Source organism: Micromonospora sp. NPDC050200 (assembly GCF_040656135.1).
GTDB lineage: Bacteria > Actinomycetota > Actinomycetes > Mycobacteriales > Micromonosporaceae > Micromonospora.
Genome location: NZ_JBFALG010000176.1, coordinates 1 through 1,262 on the forward strand (window position 1 = coordinate 1; position 1,262 = coordinate 1,262).

General features: G+C 78.0%; 1 protein-coding gene. It reads right to left on the minus strand.

The features are described from left to right. Positions 1-1,262: LysM peptidoglycan-binding domain-containing protein (locus AB0I41_RS35225; RefSeq protein WP_357115832.1), on the minus strand; the 1,262-nt coding region annotated here is incomplete at both ends.

Below are 1,262 nucleotides of genomic sequence, written 5' to 3' on the forward strand. Positions count from 1 at the left end.
CCGCCCGAGGCGAGGGCGGCGGTGAGCAGCCCGCGGGCGGCGGCTTGCGCGCCAGGCCCGGTGAGGCCCATCCCGGCCGCGGCCCACAGCGCCGACAGCGGGTTGTCCCGTGCCGTCGCCCACGGCGACAGGCCACCGTCGGCGACACCGCTGGGACCAGCGGGCAGGGCGTCGTGGTCAAGGTCCGGATCATTGAGTCCGGCGGCGTCGCTGCCACTGTCGTGGACCGCGCCGATCGGCTGGTGCTGGTCGTCGATACCGCGGTGGTCGGTCTCAGCGGGTTGCGGGCGGGTGGGTGGGAAGGGGTGGGAGTGGCCGGCGGCGGCGATCCGTAGCCCGCGGCGGATCTGCCTCACCACTCGGGGCATCGGGGCCAGGCTCGGGTCGTGAGGCCGTGGCATCGCCGACGGCTCGCGGGGTACGTAGCGGCGTCGCCGGTGCGCCCAGACCAGCGCGACCGCGGCGGCGATCGCGACCGCCAAGCCGGGATCGACCCAGCTACCGCTGGGCAGCCGCACGCCGTGGGAGGCTGGCCCGGCGGGGCGGCCGGTTGCCGCGGGGCTGCCCGCGTCCCCCGCTGGGGTGGCGGGTGCGGGGACAGCGGCGGCGCTGCCGTCCGCGGCCGCGGTGGCGGTGGGCGCGGGTGCCGGCGGCTGCTGCGGGCCCGGCGTGGTGACTGCCGGCGTCGGGCGCGGCGGGGCCTGGTGGGGGGCGCGCGACGCGGCATCCGCGTCAGACCGGCTGGGGGGAGGCGCGTCATCGGGCGGTCGGGGGTGCGACCGGGCCGGTGGGGCGGCGTCGGCGGGTAGGCGCAGTTTCCAGCCGGGGTGGATGAGGTCGGGGTCGCGCAGGGTTCCGCCCTGGCTGAAGCGGCTGCCGCGGTTGAGGGCGTAGATGTCGGGCCACCGGTGGTCGTCTCCGAGGCGCTTGGCGGCGATCGAGGACAGGGAGTCGCCGCGCCGCACGGTGTGGGTGGGCAGATCCACGCCGCGGGGCGTCGGGGCCACGGACGGTGCGCCGCCGGTCAGCGCCGGCTTGGTGGTGGTGTGGGTGAGGTGTTCGGTGGTGTCGACGCTGCCGGTGGGGGGTGCGGCGGCGGCGGCGGCGGTGGCGGCGGTGGCGGTGACCGCGGTCGCTCCCATCAGGGCGGCGGTGAGTCCTTGCAGGGGGCCGGGCAGCCGCACAGCGGGCAGCCACCGCAGGGATTGGGCGCAGCGCCGGTACAGGTGGGCGAGGCAGGTGGTGAGCAGCAGCGCGGCGAG